At 67.5% G+C, this 18,724-nt stretch carries 15 protein-coding genes; 8 read left to right on the top strand and 7 right to left on the bottom strand.

What is annotated here, in order from left to right:
• Nucleotides 1-16: 16 nt before the first annotated feature.
• From greA to IEY14_RS04890, 3 genes are all read right to left on the bottom strand, one after another.
• Nucleotides 17-490 carry a transcription elongation factor GreA gene (gene greA / locus IEY14_RS04900; RefSeq protein WP_188907047.1) on the bottom strand — a complete coding sequence of 158 codons (474 nt, stop codon included), beginning with the start codon at nucleotides 488-490 and terminating at the stop codon, nucleotides 17-19.
• Nucleotides 491-743: 253 nt separating this feature from the next.
• Nucleotides 744-4,175 carry a carbamoyl-phosphate synthase large subunit gene (gene carB / locus IEY14_RS04895; protein ID WP_188907046.1) on the bottom strand — a complete coding sequence of 1,144 codons (3,432 nt, stop codon included), beginning with the start codon at nucleotides 4,173-4,175 and terminating at the stop codon, nucleotides 744-746.
• Between the two features lie 126 nt (nucleotides 4,176-4,301).
• Nucleotides 4,302-4,571: a helix-turn-helix domain-containing protein gene (locus IEY14_RS04890; RefSeq protein ID WP_188907045.1), complete on the bottom strand. Its 270-nt coding sequence runs from the start codon at nucleotides 4,569-4,571 to the stop codon at nucleotides 4,302-4,304.
• 241 nt (nucleotides 4,572-4,812) lie between these two features.
• Here IEY14_RS04890 and IEY14_RS26095 point away from each other — a divergent pair, with 241 nt between their 5' ends.
• Both IEY14_RS26095 and IEY14_RS04885 read left to right on the top strand, forming a co-directional pair.
• Nucleotides 4,813-4,941: a hypothetical protein gene (locus tag IEY14_RS26095; protein ID WP_280515015.1), complete on the top strand. Its 129-nt coding sequence runs from the start codon at nucleotides 4,813-4,815 to the stop codon at nucleotides 4,939-4,941.
• 43 nt (nucleotides 4,942-4,984) lie between these two features.
• A complete protein-coding gene (locus tag IEY14_RS04885; protein WP_188907044.1) occupies nucleotides 4,985-5,416 on the top strand; it encodes a lysozyme inhibitor LprI family protein in 432 nt (143 codons plus the stop codon).
• A 16-nt stretch (nucleotides 5,417-5,432) separates the two neighbouring features.
• Here IEY14_RS04885 and carA read toward each other — a convergent pair whose 3' ends face one another.
• Entirely contained in the window at nucleotides 5,433-6,620 is a 1,188-nt protein-coding gene (gene carA / locus IEY14_RS04880; RefSeq protein WP_188907043.1) for a glutamine-hydrolyzing carbamoyl-phosphate synthase small subunit, read from the bottom strand.
• 183 nt (nucleotides 6,621-6,803) lie between these two features.
• Here carA and IEY14_RS04875 point away from each other — a divergent pair, with 183 nt between their 5' ends.
• Nucleotides 6,804-7,259: a GatB/YqeY domain-containing protein gene (locus tag IEY14_RS04875; RefSeq protein WP_188907042.1), complete on the top strand. Its 456-nt coding sequence runs from the start codon at nucleotides 6,804-6,806 to the stop codon at nucleotides 7,257-7,259.
• Here IEY14_RS04875 and IEY14_RS04870 read toward each other — a convergent pair.
• Complete coding sequence (locus tag IEY14_RS04870; RefSeq protein ID WP_244639345.1) at nucleotides 7,246-8,079, bottom strand: alpha/beta hydrolase; 834 nt, start codon at nucleotides 8,077-8,079, stop codon at nucleotides 7,246-7,248. The genes IEY14_RS04875 and IEY14_RS04870 overlap by 14 nt on opposite strands.
• A gap of 277 nt (nucleotides 8,080-8,356) precedes the next feature.
• Here IEY14_RS04870 and IEY14_RS04865 point away from each other — a divergent pair, with 277 nt between their 5' ends.
• From IEY14_RS04865 to IEY14_RS04850, 4 genes are all read left to right on the top strand, one after another.
• A complete protein-coding gene (locus IEY14_RS04865) occupies nucleotides 8,357-10,534 on the top strand; it encodes a TonB-dependent siderophore receptor (protein WP_188907041.1) in 2,178 nt (725 codons plus the stop codon).
• A gap of 103 nt (nucleotides 10,535-10,637) precedes the next feature.
• Nucleotides 10,638-12,605: a DNA primase gene (dnaG, locus tag IEY14_RS04860; protein WP_188907040.1), complete on the top strand. Its 1,968-nt coding sequence runs from the start codon at nucleotides 10,638-10,640 to the stop codon at nucleotides 12,603-12,605.
• Nucleotides 12,606-12,919: 314 nt separating this feature from the next.
• On the top strand, nucleotides 12,920-14,890 hold the full coding sequence (gene rpoD / locus IEY14_RS04855; protein WP_188907039.1) for an RNA polymerase sigma factor RpoD: 1,971 nt from the start codon (nucleotides 12,920-12,922) through the stop codon (nucleotides 14,888-14,890).
• Nucleotides 14,891-15,036: 146 nt separating this feature from the next.
• Nucleotides 15,037-16,779, top strand: a complete 1,743-nt coding sequence (locus IEY14_RS04850; protein ID WP_188907038.1) for an ABC transporter ATP-binding protein — start codon at nucleotides 15,037-15,039, stop codon at nucleotides 16,777-16,779.
• Nucleotides 16,780-16,786: 7 nt separating this feature from the next.
• Here the strand turns inward: IEY14_RS04850 and IEY14_RS04845 are convergent, their stop codons facing one another.
• Nucleotides 16,787-17,233 (bottom strand): DoxX family protein, encoded by a 447-nt coding sequence (locus IEY14_RS04845; protein WP_188907037.1) that lies wholly within the window; start codon nucleotides 17,231-17,233, stop codon nucleotides 16,787-16,789.
• 196 nt (nucleotides 17,234-17,429) lie between these two features.
• On the opposite strand from IEY14_RS04845, the gene IEY14_RS04840 reads away from it, so the two are divergent.
• Nucleotides 17,430-17,825, top strand: coding sequence for a hypothetical protein (locus IEY14_RS04840; RefSeq protein WP_188907036.1), 396 nt, complete (start codon nucleotides 17,430-17,432; stop codon nucleotides 17,823-17,825).
• A gap of 57 nt (nucleotides 17,826-17,882) precedes the next feature.
• On the opposite strand, the gene IEY14_RS04835 is transcribed toward IEY14_RS04840, so the two are convergent.
• Nucleotides 17,883-18,623, bottom strand: a complete 741-nt coding sequence (locus IEY14_RS04835) for an SIMPL domain-containing protein (RefSeq protein WP_188907035.1) — start codon at nucleotides 18,621-18,623, stop codon at nucleotides 17,883-17,885.
• Nucleotides 18,624-18,724: the final 101 nt, after the last annotated feature.

The raw sequence follows: 18,724 nt of genomic DNA, 5'->3' as shown, positions 1-18,724 counted from the left end.
CGTCGGCCTCTTCGCCTCAGCCCCAGCGCAGCTCGATGATCTCGTAGGACTTGGCGCCGCCCGGCGCCGCGACCTCGACCGTGTCGCCTTCGCCCTTACCGATCAGGGCGCGGGCGATCGGCGAGGAGATGGAGATGCGGCCCTTCTTCACGTCGGCTTCCTGGTCGCCGACGATCTGATAGACCTTCTCCTCCTCGGTATCCTCGTCGATCAGCTTCACCGTCGCGCCGAACTTCACCTTCTCGCCGGACATCTTGGTCACGTCGATGACCTCGGCCCGGGTCGTCAGGTCCTCGAGCTCGGCGATGCGGCCCTCGTTGAGGCTCTGCGATTCCTTGGCGGCATGATATTCCGCGTTTTCGGACAGGTCGCCATGGGCGCGCGCTTCGGAGATCGCGGCGATGATGCGCGGACGCTCCTCCTGCTGGCGGCGACGGAGCTCTTCCTTGAGCTCCTCGTAGCCCTGGCTCGTCATCGGAATCTTTTCCATGCCTCACCTTCGAATGCCGGCCCGGGCCGGCAGTCCCTTCTCGTTCGTTCCGGCCCCGCGACTTCGGCAGGGCCAATAAGAAAACGGCCCCGGACGGCGATCGCCGACCGGAACCCGCTGAGCCAATGCTGGGGTGATCGCCGGAAGGCGACCGATGCGAGGGATGATGATGCGGCCGGCAGCCGCTGTCAAATCGATCGCATCGTTCAGGAAATAGGCAGAGGGGGTCGAATGGAACCCCCTCCGTCGCCCTTCACGCGGCGCGGAAGTAGGACTGGAGCGAGCGCACTTCAAGTCCGCCGGCCTTCAGCGCGCCGATCGCCTCGGCCGCCGCCACCATGCCCGCCACCGTGGTGTAGTAGGGCACCTTGTGCATCAGCGCGGCGCGGCGCAGCGAGCGGGAATCGGACAGCGCCTTCGCCCCTTCCGTCGTGTTCAAGACGAGTTGGACCTGGCGGTTGCGGATCGCGTCCTCGATATGCGGCCGCCCTTCCAGCACCTTGTTGATCTTCTCGGCCGGAATGCCGTTCTCGGCGAGATGGCGCTGCGTGCCGCCCGTCGCGATCACCTTGAAGCCGAGCTCGGCGAGGCGGCGCACCGGGGCCAACACGCGGTCCTTGTCGCCTTCCTTCACCGAAACGAAGACGGTGCCGGCCATCGGCAGTTCGGTCGAGGCGCCGAGCTGCGACTTGGCGAAGGCCGTGGCATAGGCGCGGTCGAGGCCCATCACCTCGCCGGTCGAGCGCATTTCCGGCCCGAGCAGCGTGTCGACGCCGGGGAAACGGGCGAAGGGGAAGACGGCCTCCTTCACGGCCACATGTTCGAGCCGGCGCCAGTCCGGGCGCCCGCCATAGGCGGCGAAGGCCTCCGTCAGGCTCTCGCCCGCCATGATGCGCGAGGCGACCTTGGCGATCGGCGAGCCGACGGTCTTCGCCACGAAGGGCACGGTGCGCGAGGCGCGGGGGTTGACCTCCAGCACGTAGATCTCGTCGTCCTTCACCGCGAACTGCACGTTCATCAGGCCGACGACCTTGAGCGCGACGGCGAGTTCGCGGGTCTGGCGCTCGATTTCCGCGACGATGGCGTCGGAGAGCGAATGGACCGGCAGCGAGCAGGCCGAGTCGCCGGAATGGATGCCGGCCTCCTCGATATGTTCCATGATGCCGGCGACGAAGCTGTCCGCGCCGTCCGAGAGGCAGTCGACATCCACCTCGATCGCGTCGGTCAGATAGCTGTCGATCAGCACCGGCGACTTGCCGGACACGACCACCGCCTCGGTGATGTAGCGCTGGAACTGCGCGTCGCCGCGCACGATCTCCATCGCCCGGCCACCGAGAACGTAGGACGGGCGGATGACCACCGGATAGCCGATGCGCTCGACGATCAGCCGCGCCTCGTCGACGGAGCGGGCGATGCCGTTGTTCGGCTGGCGCAGCTTCAGGTCCTGCAGAAGCTTCTGGAAGCGGTCGCGATCCTCGGCGAGGTCGATCGCGTCCGGCGAGGTGCCGAGGATCGGAATGCCGGCCTGTTCCAGCGCATGGGCGAGCTTCAGCGGCGTCTGGCCGCCGAACTGCACGATGACGCCGTGGAGCGTGCCCTTCGCCTGCTCGACGCGCAGGATCTCCAGCACGTCCTCGGCGGTCAGCGGCTCGAAATAGAGCCGGTCCGACGTGTCGTAGTCGGTCGACACCGTTTCCGGGTTGCAGTTGATCATGATGGCTTCGTAGCCCGCTTCCTTCAGCGCGAAGGCGGCATGGCAGCAGCAATAGTCGAACTCGATGCCCTGGCCGATGCGGTTCGGGCCGCCGCCGAGGATGACGACCTTCCGCCGGTCGGAAACGCCGTCCTCCGAGCGCACCGCGCCGGCGAAGGGCCGTTCGTAGGTCGAGTACATATAGGGGGTCGGCGAGGCGAATTCGGCGGCGCAGGTGTCGATGCGCTTGTAGACGGGATGGACGCCCGCCGTCTCGCGCCGGGCGCGCACCATGCGCTCGTCCTCGCCGGTCAGCTTCGCCAGCCGCGCGTCGGAGAAGCCGGCGGCCTTCAAGGCGCGCAGGTTCTCCGCGTCCTCCGGCAGGCCGTGCTGGCGGATGCGCGCTTCCAGATCGACGATCATCTTCAGCTTGGCGATGAACCAGGGATCGATGCGGCAGGACTGGAAGACCTGCTCCTCCGAGAAGCCCATGCGCAGCGCCTGCGCCACCATGCGCAGGCGATCCGGCGTCGGCGTGCCGATCGCGGCGCGGATGGCGTTCTTGTCCTCGCCCTCGCCGATGCCGGGGATCGCGATCTCGTCCAGGCCGTCGAGGCCGGTCTCCAGCCCGCGCAGGGCCTTCTGCAGCGATTCCTCGAAGGTGCGGCCGATCGCCATCACCTCGCCAACCGACTTCATCGCGGTGGTCAGCACCGGCGAGGCGCCAGGGAACTTCTCGAAGGCGAAGCGCGGGATCTTGGTGACGACATAGTCGATCGTCGGCTCGAAGGAGGCCGGGGTCGCGCCGCCGGTGATGTCGTTGTCGAGCTCGTCCAGCGTATAGCCGACGGCGAGCTTGGCCGCGACCTTGGCGATCGGGAAGCCCGTCGCCTTGGAGGCCAGCGCCGAGGAGCGCGAGACGCGCGGGTTCATCTCGATGACGACGAGGCGGCCGTTCTCGGGATTGACGGCGAACTGGACGTTGGAGCCGCCGGTCTCGACGCCGATCTCGCGCAGCACCGCGATCGCGGCATTGCGCATGATCTGATATTCCTTGTCCGTCAGCGTCAGGGCAGGGGCGACCGTGATCGAATCACCCGTATGGACGCCCATCGGATCGACGTTCTCGATCGAGCAGACGATGATGCAATTGTCCGCGCGGTCGCGGACCACCTCCATCTCGTATTCCTTCCAGCCGAGCACCGATTCCTCGATCAGCACCTCGGTGGTCGGCGAGGCGTCGAGGCCGCCCTCGACGATCTCGAAGAATTCCGAGCGGTTATAGGCGATGCCGCCGCCGGTGCCGCCCATGGTGAAGGAGGGGCGGATGATGGCGGGCAGGCCGACATGATCCAGACCCTCGGCGGCGGCGGCGAGCGCCTTGGTCATGTAGCGCTGCTTGCGGTCCGATTCGCCGAGCGCCCATTCGGCGTCGATCTTCGCCAGGGCGGCGTCGCGCTCCGCCCCGTCCTGCATCTCGGCGACGAGCGCGGCGCGGCGCTCCTCATGGGCGCGCTTGTCGGCCTTCTTGGCCTCCGTCGCATTGGCGAGAAAGCTCTTCGGCGTCGCGAGGCCGATCTTCGTCATCGCCTCGCGGAAGAGGGCGCGGTCCTCGGCCTTGTCGATCGCCTCGGCATCGGCGCCGATCATCTCGACGCCGTACTTGTCGAGGACGCCCATGCGCTTCAGGCTGAGCGCGGTGTTCAGCGCCGTCTGGCCGCCCATGGTGGGCAGGAGCGCGTCCGGGCGCTCGGCGGCGATGATCCGGGCGACGACGTCCGGCGTGATCGGCTCGATATAGGTCGCATCGGCGAGATCGGGATCGGTCATGATGGTCGCCGGATTGGAATTGACGAGGATGATCCGGTAGCCCTCCTCGCGCAGGGCCTTGCAGGCCTGCGTTCCCGAATAGTCGAACTCGCAAGCCTGGCCGATAATGATCGGTCCCGCGCCGATGATCAGGATCGATTTCAGGTCGGTGCGTTTCGGCATCTTGTCGTTTTCCGCGCGCGAAGGCCGGCCGCGAGATCGGGCGACCAGCTCCCATGACATGAGGATTGTTCAGGCTGAGGCCGGCTTATAGGGAAAAGCGCCGGCCGGCGAAAGAGCGCATCGCCGCTAATCGCCATTCGTCATCAAGGGATTCGGTTTCGGCGGCGTCGGAGCGGGGGATTTTCGCCGCCGCGGCGCCCCGTCATAGCTCTCGAAGCCGAGGGCGAGCGCGAGGCAGGCGAGCTCCACCGCCTTCGGGATCTCCACCGCGCGCCCGTCGCGATCGCCCTTCTCGTAATATTGGATGACGCGCTTCTTCAGGCCGAGCTTCTCGGCCGCGTCCCGCTGCTTCAGCCCCATCTCCTTGCGCCAGGCGCGGAATGCCTTCGCCTCCACCGATCCTCTCCATGATGGTCATCGTCGCGAAAGATTCGGCTGCGATCATCGTCGGCGAATACCCGTCGCGACCGGGTCGGGCCGCGACGGCGACATAAGGCGCGGCCAAGCAAATACCAAGGACAGGCATGCACGTCGTGCGCCTTCGCGGCGTTGACGAAGCGCACGGGGTGCACCAGATTTCTAGCATGACGAGTTAGATCGGGCTCCAGGCGGGGCCGAAATTCCGGGAGGATGGGCCATGCTTGCCGATATCATCATCGGGCGTTCGAACTACGGCGGCGAATACGAGCGCCACGACATGCATCTCCACGCGACCTTCGCCTGCGGTCTGCGCAAGTTCATGCGTCGACTGTTCCGGCTGGCCTGAGCCGCATCGCCATTCGATGCCGAAAGGGCAGGGGACGGGACGGATGAAGCCTCGTCCGCATCGCAGGTTCACGCTTGGCGCGGCGGTTCTGGCGCTGCTCGTCGCGGCGTCCGGGGGCGCCCCGGCGGCAGAGGCGGCCTGCGGCGCCAAGGCGACGCAGAGCGATCTCGATGCCTGCGCCGGCGCCGAGCTGAAGCGGGCCGACGCGGATCTGAATGCGCGCTATGCCGAACTCGTCGCCCGTCTCGGCGACGATCAGAAGGTGAAGACGAAGCTCGTCGCGGCCCAGCGGGCCTGGATCGGTTTTCGCGACGCGGAATGCGCGCTGCGCGCGGCCGGCGTCGAGGGCGGCAGCGCCCAGCCGATGGTCGTCGCCGATTGCCGGGCGGAGCTGACGCGGAAGCGGGCCGACGATCTGGCGCGGCTTCTCTCCTGCGAGGAGGGCGACCTCTCCTGTCCGGTGCCGCCGCGCTAGGGGCCGAAGGCCGCCGTCAGGCGGCCTTGTCCTTCGCCTTGTGCGCGTCGATCAGTTCGAAGAAACGGTCGAAGAGATAGTGCGAGTCCTGCGGCCCCGGCGAGGCCTCCGGGTGGTGCTGCACGGAGAAGACCGGCGCGTCCTTCAGCTTCAGGCCGCAATTGGTGTTGTCGAAGAGCGAGACATGCGTCTGCTCCACCGCCTCCGGCAGGGAGGCGGCGTCGACCGCGAAGCCGTGATTCATCGAGACGATCTCCACCTTGCCGGTGGTGAAGTCCTTCACGGGATGGTTCGCGCCGTGATGGCCCTGATGCATCTTCTCCGTCTTGCCGCCGAGGGCGAGGGCCAGCATCTGGTGGCCGAGGCAGATGCCGAACATCGGCACGCCGGTCTTGATGAGGGACTGGATCGTCGGCACGGCATATTCGCCCGTCGCCGCCGGGTCGCCCGGGCCGTTCGACAGGAAGATGCCGTCCGGCCGATGCGCCATCACCTCCTCGGCGGTCGCCGTCGGCGGCAGGAGCACGACGCGCGCGCCGCGCCCGGTCATCAGGCGCAGGATGTTGCGCTTCGTGCCGTAGTCGAGCGCGACGACCGTGCAGCGCGGCTCGGCCCCGCGGGCATAACCGGCATCCCACTGCCAGGGCTCCTCGTCCCAGACTTCCGTCTGATGGCTCGCGACATCCTTGGCGAGATCGAGGCCGACGAGGCCGGACCAGGCGGCCGCCTCGCGCTTCAGCGCCTCGACGTCGAAATTGCCGTCCGGGTCATGCGCGACCACGGCGTTCGGCATGCCGTTCTCGCGAATATGGGCGGTGAGGGCGCGCGTATCGATGCCGGAAATGGCGACGATGCCGCGCTTCTTCAGCCATTGGTCGAGGCCGCCGGCGGCGCGGTAGTTGGAGGGCTCGGTCACCTCGGCGCGGAAGACGGCGCCGACCGCGCCGTGGGCGTTCGCCGGCACGAGATCCTCGATATCCTCCTCGTTCGCCCCGACATTGCCGATATGGGGAAAGGTGAAGGTGACGATCTGCTTGGCGTAGGACGGATCAGTCAGGATCTCCTGATAGCCCGTCAGCGCCGTGTTGAAACAGACCTCGCCGAGCGCGTGGCCGACGCGGCCGACGCCCTCGCCCTCGATCACCGTCCCGTCGGCGAGAACGAGAAGGGCGGTCGGCTTCCGAATGCTCCAGCCGTCGGTCATGGCGCAACCTCGTCTATGCTCGGGCGAAACGGCGCGCGGGACCGTGTCGTCCACCGCGAGCCTGCCGCCTGTCCTTGTGCGTATCCTCCTGCATATCGCCGCAAGGCGGCGCGAACGCAAGAGCCTTGCGCGGGCCTCGCCTCAAGTCTACCCCCGCCGGCAGACGAGAAGGGAGGCATCGCCATGCGCGACGAGATCGCCACTGCGCTGAAGCAGGCGACGAAGGACCAGGACAAGCGGCGGGTCGGCACGCTCCGCCTCGTGAATGCCGCGATCAAGGACCGCGACATCGCCAACCGCACCGCCGGCAAGGAGGCGGCGAGCGACGACGAGCTGCGCCAGCTTCTCGCCAAGATGATCAAGCAGCGCGAGGAATCGGCGAAGATCTATGCCGAGAACAACCGCGCCGAGCTGGCCGAGGCCGAGCGCGAGGAGATCGCGATCATCAAGACCTTCCTGCCTTCGCAGATGGACGAGGCCGAAATGGCGGCGGCCGTCGCCGAGGCGGTGGCGGCCACCGGCGCCAAGGCGATGAGCGACATGGGCACGGTCATGGCCTTCCTGAAGACCAAGCATGCCGGCCGCATGGATTTCGGCAAGGCGAACGGTCTCGTGAAGAGCGCGCTCACGGCAGGCTGAGACCGAAGGCGACCCGCACCGCCCGCGCGACGGCGACGGGCAGGACGGTCATATGCGTCTCGCCCGGATAGGTCTCGAACCGGCCGGCAAGGCCGGGCAGGGCGCCGAGCCGCCCGGCCATCTCGCGGGCGAGCCGCGTCGTCTGCGCCTCCTTGGCCTTGGCGAGGCGGGCCTCGGTGTCGTCCCGGCCATATTGGAAGGGCGCCAGCGTCTCGCCTTCGTATTCGCCCGAGGAGAGATGGACGAAGACGGACGAGCCGTCATGCTCCTCGCCGAAGCGGCGCTCGGCCTCGAGGAGCCCGCCATCCTCCCAGTAGATCGTCGGGCTCGCGGCGACATAGCGCGAGAAGAGACCGGCGCCCGAGAAGAGCGCGTGGAGGGCGAAGAGCCCGCCGAAGGAATGGCCGAACAGGGTGCGGCGCGCCGCGTCGATCGGCACCAGCCGCTCTAGAAACGGCAACAGATCGCCTTCGATGAAGCGCAGCAGCTCGTCGGCGCCGCCGGTGCGGACGGGCGGCCCGGCCGGCGTGAAGGGTGGATAGTGCCGTCCCGGCGGCGGCGAGAGATCGAAGGAGCGCCGCAGCGGGTCATAGGCGGCGTCCACCGGATAGCCGATCGCGGCGATGACGCCGGGCCCGACATTCGTGCCGCCGGGATAGCTCGCCTGGACGCGCAGCGCGTCCACCGCCGTCGCGATCATCGCATTGCCGTCGGTCATCACGAGAAGGGGCCAGCCCTCGGGCGGCGGCGTCTCGGCGGGGACATGGACGAAGATGCGGCGCGTCTCGCCGCTCGGCCGCGCGGCCAGATCATAGGCCATCGTGCCGGGCAGCGAGACCGTGCGCGCACTGGCGATTTCAGCCTGGAAATCTTCCAAATCCTGTGGCTTTTCTGCCGCAATTGCCCGGTCTCGTGTCATCTCCGGCATTCGGTCCGGCTCGGCGATGGTCATGTAAGCCTCTCATTCCATTCGCATTTCTCGCAGATGCCCGCATGGCGCGAGCAAGGTCGTGCCGCCTGAATTATTGACTCAGATACTCATGTTTTGGAGAGGAGGAAAGCGGCCGCCCGCCGCGAAGAAACATCAGGCAGATCCCATGCGCCGTTCCCGTCCGCTCACCCGCACCGTCTTCCGACTCGGTCTTCTCGGCGTTTGCTGGCCCGCTCTCGTCTCGACCGCGACGGCGCAGCAGGCGATCGAGCTCGACACGGTGACGATCGACGCGGCGCGGAACCCGGCCGGCGGCAATGGCGGTGCGCAGGTCACGCCCGGCGACGGCGAGGGCGGCGGGCTGGAGACGCGCGGCTATGTGGCCAAGGCGGCGGCGGTCGGCACCAAGACCGAGACGGAACTGAAGAAGGTGCCGCAGACGGTCAACGTCGTGTCGCGCGAACAGCTGGAGGACCGCAACGTCCAGAGTCTTTCCGAGGCGCTGACCTATACGCCGGGCGTACGCGTCGGTGCCTTCGGCTTCGATCCGCGCTTCGACAGCTTCTATATTCGCGGCTTCGACACCGTCTATAACGGCGTCTATCGCGACGGGCTGCGCGAGCTGACCGGCAATTTCTCGATCTTCAAGACCGAGCCCTACGGCCTCGAAGGCGTCACCATCCTGAAAGGGCCGAGCTCGGTGCTCTATGGCGGCGGCTCGCCGGGCGGCATCGTCAATCTCGTGTCCAAGCGGCCGACCGACGCGCCCTTCCGCGAGATCGAGACGCAGTTCGGCACGAACGACCGCTATCAGGGCCAGTTCGACGCCTCGGGGCCGCTCGGCGACAGTGACAACGTGCTCTACCGCCTCACGGGTCTCGCCCGCAGCGCCGATACCGATGTCCTCAGCGTGCCGGACGACCGCGCCTTCATCGCCCCGGCGCTGACGCTGCGCTCGGACGACCGCAACACGCATCTGACGGTCCTCGGCGAATATTCGAACATCACCACCGGCGGCAACGCGACCTATTTCAACGAGAACGGCCGCACCACCGACCTCGAATCGGGCGATCTGGCCTTCGGCGATTTCGTCCAGAAGCAGGCCCGCATCGGCTACGAGTTCGAGCACCGCTTCGACGAGAGCCTGACGGTGCGCCAGAACCTGCGCTACGCCCATATCGACGCCGACGTGAAATATGCGTCGATCTATGCCCTGTCGCCGGACGGGCTGCGCGCCAGCCGCTCGACCGGCCGCATCGTCGACGATCTGTCCTCCTTCGCCGTCGACAACCAGGCCGAGGCGAAGTTCGATACGGGGCCGGTGAAGCACACGCTGCTCGGCGGGCTCGACTACAACTATGTCGACGTCAACGACAAGATCGGCCTCGGCGTCGCGCCGGACCTCGATCTCGCGGCGCTGAACTATGGCGCGCAGCGGATCGATTCGCCGGCGCTAACCTTCGCCGACGCCACGACCCAGCAGAGCCAGACCGGCCTCTATCTTCAGGATCAGGCGGAATACAACCGCGTCGTCCTGACGCTCGGCGGCCGCTACGACTGGCTCGCCTCGAAGCGCTTCGACTTCATCAACGGCCCGGATGCCAGCGGCCGGCAGGACGACGAGAACTTCTCCTATCGCGTCGGCCTCGCCTATCTCTTCGACAACGGCATCTCGCCCTATGTCAGCTATTCGACCTCCTTCGCGCCGACCATCGGCCGCAGCGCCAGCAGCGCGCCCTTCAAGCCGACGCGCGGCAAGCAGGAGGAGATCGGCATCAAATACGCGCCGGACGACCTCAACCTCACCCTCAACGCCGCGCTCTTCCGCATCCGCCAGACGAATGTGCTGGCGCAGGACCCGGACAACCTGAACTTCCAGATCCAGCGCGGCGAGGTGCGCTCGCAGGGCGTCGAGCTGGAGGCGACGACGAGCCTGATGGCGGGCCTCAACCTGACGGCCGCCTATACCTATCTCGACCTGGAGATCACGGCCGGCGACAACGAGGGCAACGTGCCCTCCGGCATCCCCGCCCATCAGATCTCGGTCTGGAGCGACTATACGGTGCAGGGCGGCCCGGCGGCCGGTTTCGGCTTCGGCGGCGGACTGCGCTATCTCGGCGAAAGCTGGGGCGACGACGTCAACACCTTCCACAATGACGGCCGCCTCCTGGTCGACGCCATGGTCTCCTACGATTTCGGCAAGGCGAATCCGAAGCTGGATGGCGTCTTCGCCCAGGTCAACGCCAAGAACCTCTTCGACAAGCGCGAGGATGCCTGCCAGGCCGGCTATTGCTACCGCGACGAGGGCCGCAGCGTCATCGGCTCGCTGCGCTATCGGTTCTGAACCCGGCATGTGAAGAGCGGGGACTGCAAAGGGAGCGCGCCGGTTCTTAACTAAGAAGGTGATAAAGGCTGATCCTTCAGCCCGCCGCTTTCATGAAGGACCGATGCGCTTCTCCCCGACCTTCCTCGACGAAATTCGCGCCCGCGTGCCGATCTCGGAGGTGATCGGGCGGCGCGTGACCTGGGATCGGCGCAAGTCGCAGCCGAGCCGGGGCGACTATTGGGCCTGCTGCCCCTTCCATGGCGAGAAGAGCCCGAGCTTCCATTGCGAGGATGCCAAGGGCCGCTACCATTGCTTCGGCTGCGGCGTCTCGGGCGACCATTTCCGCTTTCTCACCGAATGCGAGGGCATGAGCTTTCCGGAGGCGGTGGAGCGGCTGGCGGCCGAGGCCGGCCTGTCGCTGCCGGCGCGCGACCCGAAGGCGGAGGAGCGGGAGGAGCAGCGCGCCACGCTGCTCGACGCGCTGCGCCTCGCCTCCGACTTCTTCCGCGAGACCCTGCACGGGCCGGACGGCGCCAAGGCCCGCGCCTATCTGCGCGATCGCGGCCTCAGCGGCGCGACGCAGAAGACCTTCGGCCTCGGCTTCGCGCCGGACTCGCGCTCGCGGCTGAAGGAATTCCTGGCGGGCAAGGGCATCGGCAAGGCGGAGATCGAGGGGGCGGGCCTCGTCGTCCATGGCGAGGGCATCGCCGTCTCCTACGACCGCTTCCGCGACCGCATCATGTTTCCGATCGAGGACGTGCGCGAGCGGGTGATCGCCTTCGGCGGCCGCGCCATGGCGAAGGACGCCCAGGCGAAATATCTGAATTCGCCGGAGACCGAGGTCTTCCTGAAGGGCTCGACGCTCTTCAATCTGGCGCGGGCCCGGCGCGCCGCGAAGACGGCCGGCACGCTCGTCGTCGTCGAGGGCTATGTCGACGCGATCGCGCTGCATCAGGCGGGTTTCGAGAATGCGGTGGCGCCGCTCGGCACCGCCATGACCGACCGGCAGCTCGAACTCCTCTGGAAGACGACGCCCGAGCCGGTGCTCTGCTTCGACGGCGACGGGGCGGGGCTGAAGGCGGCGAACCGCGCGGCCGATCTCGCCTTGCCGCTCCTCGCGCCCGGCCGCTCGCTGCGCGTCGCGCTGCTCACCGGCGGCAAGGACCCGGACGATCTCGTGCGGGAAGGCGGGCCGGACGCCTTTCGCGAGGTCCTGGCCGGAGCGCGCCCGCTCTCGGAGATCCTCTGGATGCGCGAGACGTCCGGCGGCATCTTCGACACGCCCGAGCGCCGGGCGGAACTCGAGCATCGCGTGAAGGGGCTGGTGCGCGAGATCCGCGACGAGAGCGTCCGCCGCCATTACGCCCAGGACATGGACGACCGGCTGCGCGCCTTCTTCGGCCCGCCGCCGACCGAGGCGCGGCGCGGCGGCTGGCAGGGCGGCGAGCGGCGGCGCGGCGAGCGCCCGCCCTGGCAGAACGGCGGCGGTGGGGGCGGGGGCCGGGCACCGGGCGGCGGCGCGCCGCGCCGGCAGGTGGTGTCCGATCGTCTCGCCCGCTCCAGCCTGATCCGCCGGCCGGAAGCGGCGGCCTCGCCGCGCGAGATCGCCATCGTCGTCGGCTTCGTCAACCATCCGCAGCTCTTCCACGAGGGCTTCGACTATTTCGCCGGCGTCGAGCTGCCGGACGGCGATCTGGCGCGGCTGCGCTCGGCCGTGCTCGACATCTATGCCGAGCATCATCCGGCCTCGCGCGAGGAGCTCGTCGCCCATCTCGACCGCGTCGGGCTGCGGCCCGTCTACGAGGACTGCTGCGGCACGATGCGGCGGCTGCGACTCTGGCCCTTCCTCGACGACGCCGCGCCCGAGGACGCGCGCGAGGCGGTGCGACAGGCGCTTCACTTGCACCATCGGGCTCGATCCCTACATAGGGAACTGCGCACGGCCGAGGAGGCGCTGGGGCATGATCCGACCGAGGCCGCGTATCTCCATGTCGTGGAAGTCAAACGCGAAATCGAGACGCTGCACGGAACCGAGGCGCTGATCGATGGATTCGGCATTCTTTCGGGGCGTGCGATGAAGTCCTACTAAACGCTGGCCTTCCAACGTCTTGAGGTGTATGGGGCCGCGGTCGTGCGCCATTGCGGGCATGCGGAGCCTGGGAGACTTATCCCCGGCCGCCGGGCCGCGACGAAGATGAAGCGGGCAGGCGAGGCGTCTCGCCCGGAGACGGTTGGATGCGGTTCAGCGCTTTTTTGCGCCGGCCGTCTTGCGGAGCATCGATTCGGCCGGCCATCTATGGTTAGTCGAACGTTAAGAGTCCGCTTCTATTGGTGAATGGCGATATCCGCCGCGTGCCGTCCCCCAAGGGGCGGGCGGGGCGGGTCTTGGAGACGGATACGCAGATGGCGACGAAGGCCAAGGAAAGCGAAACAGCGGTCGAGGAACGTCAGGACACGCCTGACAGCCCCTTGCTGGACCTTTCCGACGACGCGGTCAAGAAGATGATCAAGGCCGCGAAAAAGCGCGGCTTCGTCACCATGGACGAGCTGAATTCGGTCCTTTCCTCGGAGGAGGTCACCTCCGAGCAGATCGAGGACACGATGGCCATGCTCAACGACATGGGCATCAACGTCGTCGAGGAAGGCGAGGAAGAGGAAGGCGAGGAGAAGGAAGCCGAGGAACCCTCGACGGAACTGGTCGAGGCCGGCACCACCGCCGTCGCCACCACCACGCGCAAGGAAGCCTCGGACCGCACCGACGATCCGGTGCGCATGTATCTGCGCGAGATGGGCTCGGTGGAGCTCCTGTCGCGCGAGGGCGAGATCGCCATCGCCAAGCGCATCGAGGCCGGCCGCGAGACGATGATCGCGGGCCTCTGCGAGAGCCCCCTGACCTTCCAGGCCATCATCATCTGGCGCGACGAACTGGTCGAGGGCAACATCATGCTGCGCGAGGTCATCGACCTCGAGGCGACCTATGCCGGGCCGGAAGCGCGCACGCCGCAGGTGGCGGCTGAGGGCGAGGCGGCCGAGGGCGACGAGGCCCTGCCGCCCGAGCGGATCGGCGAGGAAGGCGAGGACGACGAGGACGATCTCGAGAATTCCCTGTCGCTCGCCGCGATGGAGGCCGAGATCCGCCCGCAGGTGCTGGCGACCTTCGATCTCATCGCCGACAGCTACAAGCGGCTGCGCAAGCTCCAGGACCAGCAGGTCGAGGCGCGTCTCGCCGCCACCGGCGCCCTGTCCTCCGCCCAGGAGCGCAGCTACCGGAAGCTGAAGGAAGAGCTGATCACGGCGGTGAAGAGCCTGTCGCTCAACCAGAACCGCATCGACTCGCTCGTCGCCCAGCTCTACGACATCAACAAGCGGCTCGTGTCGAACGAGGGCAAGCTCCTGCGTCTCGCCGAAAGCCATGGCGTGAAGCGCGAGGAATTCCTGAAGAGCTATCAGGGCTCGGAACTCGATCCGAACTGGACGCGCTCGATCGCCAATCTCTCCGGCAAGGGCTGGGCGAAGTTCGCGGCGAACGAGAAGGACCCGATCCGCAACCTACGCCAGGAGATCCAGAATCTCGCGACCGAGACCGGCCTCGAGATCACCGAATTCCGCCGCATCGTCCATATGGTGCAGAAGGGCGAGCGCGAGGCGCGGCAGGCGAAGAAGGAGATGGTCGAGGCCAATCTGCGCCTCGTGATCTCGATCGCCAAGAAATACACCAATCGCGGTCTGCAGTTCCTGGACCTCATCCAGGAGGGCAATATCGGCCTGATGAAGGCGGTCGATAAGTTCGAATATCGCCGCGGCTACAAGTTCTCGACCTATGCGACCTGGTGGATCCGGCAGGCGATCACCCGTTCGATCGCCGATCAGGCGCGCACCATCCGCATTCCGGTGCATATGATCGAGACGATCAACAAGATCGTGCGCACCTCGCGCCAGATGCTGCATGAGATCGGCCGCGAGCCGACCCCGGAGGAACTGGCCGAGAAGCTGGCCATGCCGCTGGAGAAGGTGCGCAAGGTCTTGAAGATCGCCAAGGAGCCGATCTCGCTCGAAACGCCGGTCGGCGACGAGGAGGATTCGCATCTCGGCGACTTCATCGAGGACAAGAACGCCATCCTGCCGATCGACGCGGCGATCCAGGCCAATCTGCGCGAGACGACGACCCGCGTCCTCGCCTCGCTGACGCCCCGCGAGGAGCGCGTGCTGCGCATGCGCTTCGGCATCGGCATGAACACCGACCACACGCTGGAGGAGGTCGGCCAGCAGTTCTCGGTGACGCGCGAGCGCATCCGCCAGATCGAGGCGAAGGCGCTGCGCAAGCTGAAGCATCCGAGCCGGTCGCGCAAGCTGCGCTCCTTCCTCGACAGCTGAACGGGCAAGGCCCGGCAGACACGAAGGCGGCCCTCGGGCCGCCTTTTTTGTTGCCCTTCGTCCTCGACAATTCGGCTTCCAATGCCGCGAGGCTCTGCTATGCGGAGCCTCTCAACGACTTCGCGGCGCATCGAAAGGACCCGTCGATGAACGGCCTCCTCCGGCGATTCTTCGTCTATTACCGTCCGCACAAGCGCCTGTTCCTGATCGACTTCTCCTCGGCGGTGGTGTCGGGCCTTCTGGAACTCGCCTTTCCGGTGGCGGTGTCGCTGTTCATCGATCGTCTGCTGCCGACGCAGCAATTCGGGCTCATCGCGGTCGGCGCGGCGGGTCTCCTCCTCATCTATCTCCTGAACGCCGCCTTCCAGGTCGTCGTCACCTATTGGGGCCATATGCTCGGCATCAATATCGAGACCGAGATGCGGCGCCGCGCCTTCGACCATCTCCAGACCCTGTCCTTCCGCTTCTTCGACAACGAGAAGACCGGCCGCCTCGTGGCGCGGCTGACCAAGGATCTGGAGGAGATCGGCGAGGTCGCCCATCACGGGCCGGAGGATCTGTTCATCGCGGTGATGACGCTGATCGGCGCCTTTCTCCTGATGCTCTGGGTCCATCCGCCGCTGGCGCTGATCGCGCTGGTCATCGTGCCGCTGACCGCCTTTCTCACCACCCATTACGGGCAGCGGATGACGCAGACCTGGCGCGCCCTCTATGGCCGCGTCGCCGATTTCAACACGCGGATCGAGGCGAATGTCGGTGGTATCCGCGTCGTCCAGGCCTTCGCCAACGAGGAGCACGAGAAGCGGCTCTTCGCCCATGACAACAGCCGCTACCGGGCGACGAAGCTCGAAGCCTATCGCTTCATGGCGGCCTCCACCTCGCTCACCTATCTGTCGATGCGCTTCGTGCAGGTGGTGATCATGCTGGCGGGCGCCTGGTTCGTGACGGTCGGCAGCCTCACCGCCGGCGGTTTCGTCGGCTTTCTTCTCCTCGTCACCGTGTTCCTGCGGCCGATCGAGAAGATCAATTCGGTGATCGAGACCTATCCGAAGGGGATCGCCGGCTTCCAGCGCTATCTCGACTTCCTGGACGAGCGGCCGGACGTCGCCGACCGGCCGGGGGCGCGGGCCGTCGAGCGCCTCGCGGGCGACATCCGCTACGAGGGCGTCGCCTTCGGCTACGGCGCCGGGCGCGAGATCCTGAAGGGCGTCGACCTTTCCATCCGCGCCGGCGAGCTCGCGGCCTTCGTCGGCCCGTCGGGGGCGGGCAAGAGCACGCTCCTGTCGTTGCTGCCGCGCTTCTACGATGTCGGACGCGGCCGCATCCTGATCGACGGCCATGACATCCGCGACATGACGCTGCGCTCGCTGCGCGCCAATATCGGCATCGTGCAGCAGGACGTGTTCCTCTTCGCCGGCTCGATCCGCGAGAACATCGCCTATGGCCGGCTCGGCGCTTCGGATGCCGAGATCATGGCGGCGGCGGCGAAGGCCCGGCTCGGCGAACTGATCGACACCCTGCCGGAAGGGCTCGACACGATGGTCGGCGAGCGCGGCGTGAAACTCTCCGGCGGCCAGAAGCAGCGCCTCGCCATCGCCCGCATCTTCCTGAAGAACCCGCCGATCCTCATCCTGGACGAGGCGACCTCGGCGCTCGACACGGAAACGGAGCGGGCGATCCAGGCCTCGCTCGCCGAACTGTCGCACGGCCGCACGGTTCTGGTCATCGCCCATCGCCTCGCGACGATCCGCGCGGCGGACCGCATCTTCGTCGTGGAGGAGGGGCGGATCGTCGAGGAAGGCTCGCATGCCGAACTCGTTGGCCGGTCCTCCGGCCTTTATCGCCGGCTGCACGACCTCCAGCTCGACGGCGCCGTGATCGACGCCTGAAGGCGCGTCACTCCGCCGGTGCGAGGCCCGAGACGGAGGGCGCGCTTCCGGCGCGCTGACGGCCGCGCGACAGGATGGCCGCGACCATCAATCCGCCGATCAGCGAGACATGTTCGGTGGCGAAGAAGAAATGGATCATGGCCTCCTCGCCGGTCATGCTCCAGAAGTGATGCACGATCGGCAGCGTCAGCACGGTGAAGACGGCGAGCGCGCCGAGGCCGAGCCAGGCGGCGCGGTCGAGGATCACCAGGGCCGAACCGCCGAGCAGCGTCACGATGCAGGCGATGTTGAAGAGAACCGCCGGCTGCAACCCATAGGCCGCCATCTCGGCCACGCCACCCGGGAAGTCGAGAAGCTTCGACAGGCCGCTGCCCCAGAAGGCGAAGGTGAGGACGATCCGCGCCAGAACGGCGAACCAGCCGGCGCCGGTGAGGCGCGCGAGTGCAGATGGCATGGCATCCCCCCGGTTCCACGACGAGAAGAGAATGCCATGAAGCCCTGCCCTAGCGGAAGGTCGCAAAGCTCCGAAATCATTAGCTGAACGGGCGATGAACGCCCTCTTCCGGCTTCATTCAGCCAGGCCCTGCCATAGCTCGACCATCCGAGCCGGCGCCCGTCGCGGCGACCGGCGGCAGAGCAGGAGGACATCCATGTTCAACAATCTCGTGCGTGGCGCTCTCGTCGCCGTCACCCTCGGGGCCGGTCTCGTCGGCCTCGGCACCGCATCGGCCTCCGCGTCGGACATCCGGGTGATCGTCGACGACGGCTATCGCGGCATGCCGGTCCAGTATCGCGACTGGCGCGACGGGCGCCATGACGACCGGCGGGACGATCGGCGGGACGACCGCCGCGACGACTGGCGCCGGGGCGGCGTCTGCGGCCCGCGCCTCGCCTTGCGCAAGGCCTATGATCTCGGCCTCAACCGGCCGCGCATCGTGCGCGAGACGCCGCGTTCCGTGACGGTCGACGGGTTGCGGCGCGGCCGCGTCGAGACCGTGCGCTTCGCCAACGACCGCGGCTGTCCGGTGCTCTCCGTCCGCCGCTGAGGCGGACGGCTCAAGGTTCGAACGGCCCGGCGCCTCAGGCGCCGGGCCGCCGTCGTTTCAGCGCCCGGAGAGGGCGTAGGTTACGCGCACATCGGCATGGACCGTCGATTCGCCGGCCTCGACCGGCACGGCGGCCTTCGACGCCGCCGCGTCCGCCGCCATGCGCAGCATCGGCATCGGCGCCGGCGGCATCGGGCCGCCGTCGAAGGCCTCGATCCGCAGCACCTCGCCGAGCGTCGCGCCGGCCGCCTCGGCCAGCGCCTTGGCATTCGCCGCCGCGTCCCGCACCGCGTCCTGCCGCGCCGCGAGGCGCAGCTGCGCCGGGTCGGCGACCTCGAAGGCGACGTCGCCGCCCGAATTGACGCCGAGCGTCACCGCGCGGTCGAGCACCTCGCCCACCTTGCCGACATCGCGCAGCCGCAAGGTCAGGCCGTTGCGCACCTCGTAGCCGACGAGTTCCGGCGGCTTGCTGTTGCCGTTGCCGTCATTGTCGTAGCGATATTGCGGCGTGATCGCGAAGCCGGACGTCTGGAGATCGCGGCTTTCGATGACGAGCGCCTTCATGCCGGCGACGACCTCGGTCATCGCCTGATTCGCCGCGTCGAGCGCTTCGCGCGCCGTCTTGCCGCTGCGCTGCACGGCGAAGGTGACGGTGGCGCGATCCGGCGCGCCATGGGCCTCGCCGCTGCCCGAAACCGTCACCTCGCGGCGCGGCGCGGGCGCGCCGGCCTCCTGCGCAAAGGCCGGCACGGCCGTGACGAAGAGGAGGGCGGCAAGCGGAAGAAGGCGTTTCGGCATCGTGATTCTCCATGTCGATGCCTTCCCTTCCCATCGCAATGTGGCGGAAGGCGAGGGGCCGGGCCGCGTTGACGCTTCCAAAAACATGACTATGAGAGTAA

The sequence above is a fragment of the Aureimonas endophytica genome (genome assembly GCF_014642635.1).
In the GTDB taxonomy this organism is placed as follows: domain Bacteria; phylum Pseudomonadota; class Alphaproteobacteria; order Rhizobiales; family Rhizobiaceae; genus Plantimonas; species Plantimonas endophytica.
The sequence above is the reverse complement of the archived record's forward strand: the minus strand, read 5'-3'. Positions and strand labels throughout refer to the sequence as shown.

Coding starts and splice junctions, on each gene's coding strand:
- greA (WP_188907047.1), bottom strand. CDS start 490: ATGGAAAAGATTCCGATGACGAGCCAGGGCTACGAGGAGCTCAAGGAA.
- carB (WP_188907046.1), bottom strand. CDS start 4,175: ATGCCGAAACGCACCGACCTGAAATCGATCCTGATCATCGGCGCGGGA.
- IEY14_RS26095 (WP_280515015.1), top strand. CDS start 4,813: ATGCTTGCCGATATCATCATCGGGCGTTCGAACTACGGCGGCGAATAC.
- IEY14_RS04885 (WP_188907044.1), top strand. CDS start 4,985: ATGAAGCCTCGTCCGCATCGCAGGTTCACGCTTGGCGCGGCGGTTCTG.
- carA (WP_188907043.1), bottom strand. CDS start 6,620: ATGACCGACGGCTGGAGCATTCGGAAGCCGACCGCCCTTCTCGTTCTC.
- IEY14_RS04875 (WP_188907042.1), top strand. CDS start 6,804: ATGCGCGACGAGATCGCCACTGCGCTGAAGCAGGCGACGAAGGACCAG.
- IEY14_RS04870 (WP_244639345.1), bottom strand. CDS start 8,079: ATGGCCTATGATCTGGCCGCGCGGCCGAGCGGCGAGACGCGCCGCATC.
- IEY14_RS04865 (WP_188907041.1), top strand. CDS start 8,357: ATGCGCCGTTCCCGTCCGCTCACCCGCACCGTCTTCCGACTCGGTCTT.
- dnaG (WP_188907040.1), top strand. CDS start 10,638: ATGCGCTTCTCCCCGACCTTCCTCGACGAAATTCGCGCCCGCGTGCCG.
- rpoD (WP_188907039.1), top strand. CDS start 12,920: ATGGCGACGAAGGCCAAGGAAAGCGAAACAGCGGTCGAGGAACGTCAG.
- IEY14_RS04850 (WP_188907038.1), top strand. CDS start 15,037: ATGAACGGCCTCCTCCGGCGATTCTTCGTCTATTACCGTCCGCACAAG.
- IEY14_RS04845 (WP_188907037.1), bottom strand. CDS start 17,233: ATGCCATCTGCACTCGCGCGCCTCACCGGCGCCGGCTGGTTCGCCGTT.
- IEY14_RS04840 (WP_188907036.1), top strand. CDS start 17,430: ATGTTCAACAATCTCGTGCGTGGCGCTCTCGTCGCCGTCACCCTCGGG.
- IEY14_RS04835 (WP_188907035.1), bottom strand. CDS start 18,623: ATGCCGAAACGCCTTCTTCCGCTTGCCGCCCTCCTCTTCGTCACGGCC.